The organism is Haloarcula mannanilytica (assembly GCF_005406125.1).
Lineage (GTDB): Archaea > Halobacteriota > Halobacteria > Halobacteriales > Haloarculaceae > Haloarcula > Haloarcula mannanilytica.
In genome coordinates this window covers 1-1402 of the sequence record NZ_BIXZ01000030.1, presented here as the reverse complement: position 1 = coordinate 1402, position 1402 = coordinate 1, and the positions used below count along the sequence as shown (strand labels likewise).

Here is a 1402-nt window from a genome sequence, read left to right as displayed (position 1 = left end):
GGTCAACTACCCCACCCTAAGCGCCTTCGGCGCTTTGAGGGTGGGGCTTGTCCGTGGACTCGACCTCGGACCCTTCCGGGTGGGCGGTGAATCCACCACTCGGTGTCACAGTCCCAGACTTCAGGGCAAGCTGACTGTTGCCCGTCCGCCGAGACGACTGTTGGCCCCGACGGACATACCGTATCCCGATGTTCTTCGCCGCATTGTAGTCCGCGTTCGCTTCCGACTCGCATTTCTGACACCGAAAGTCGGTGCGAGTCGGGCGATTCTCGTCCGCCGTGAATCCGCACTCGGCACACCGTTTCGACGTGTATGCTGACCCGACTTGTTTCACCGAGATTCCTTCTGCTTCGGCTTTGTATTCTACTTGCTCGTACAGCGTTCGGAACGCCCATTTGTGGCCCCACGACGCGCCGGTTCGGTCGCGGATGTGGGTCAGGTCCTCGAACGCTATCACGTCACACTCGTATCGGAGTGCTTCGTCTACGATGGCGTTCGACGCTCGGTGTAGTACGTCCCGGACGTATCGAAGTTCACGGCCACTCGCCTGTTCGAGCGTCCGGTGGGCGCTTCGTGTCCCTGTCTGTTGGAGTCCGGCGCGTATCTTCTCGAACTCACGGAGGTTGTGGGCCAACTTCCGCCCGCTGACAAAGGAGGCGGTACTTGTGACGGCAAGGTTTTCGATACCGAGGTCAACCCCGAGAACCGTCCCGTCCTCGGCGGTGTTCCGTTCGGTATCGGTTTTGGGTCGGCGAAAGCCGATATGTAAGAAGTAATCGCCATTACGGGCAGTGAGCGTGCTTTCCGTGACACTCCACGTATCTGAATTGAGGTACTGCCGCTGGTAGCCATCATCGGCGTCGGGCAGAACAAGGTCACATCGGACGCGACTCTCCGTGGTGGAGAGCGACACCGTATCGTCGTCAAACAGCGTCATAGTCCGGGTGTCGTATTTTACCGTCGGAGTGGTGAAGGTGGGTTTGCTGACCTTCTTGCCGTTGGAGCGGCGTTCGATACAGCCGGTGATAGCTTGGGCGGCTTGGTGGGTGGCGAGAATCGCGTGCTGACTCCCGAGGTCGGTGTGTTCGCGCACGTCGTCGTAGGCGAGGGGCTGGACATCGCTTTTCGCGTTGCACTTGCCCCACGCCTTATCAGTGGCAAGTTGACAACCACGCTTCCACTCGGAGATCGTCTCTTCGAGGAGGTCGCGTTGCTCGTCTGTAACCTCCAGACGAGTAATTGCCGTCCGACGCACATAGTCGTCTGCCACAGTTTCAATGTAGAACGGTGGCTACTTATAGCCAGGTGTTTGTGATCGATGCGAACGCGCTCCTCCCCTCCCTACTCACTCGCTTCGCTCATTTCTTAAGGAAGGGGACTCCGCGCTACCGCTTCAGTTGAA

1 protein-coding gene is annotated in these 1402 nt (G+C 58.8%); it reads right to left on the bottom strand.

Annotated features, from left to right (window positions below):
* Positions 1-16: 16 nt before the first annotated feature.
* Positions 17-1270 (bottom strand): RNA-guided endonuclease InsQ/TnpB family protein, encoded by a 1254-nt coding sequence (locus tag Harman_RS21180; RefSeq protein ID WP_137685641.1) that lies wholly within the window; start codon positions 1268-1270, stop codon positions 17-19.
* Between the last annotated feature and the right edge of the window lie 132 nt (positions 1271-1402).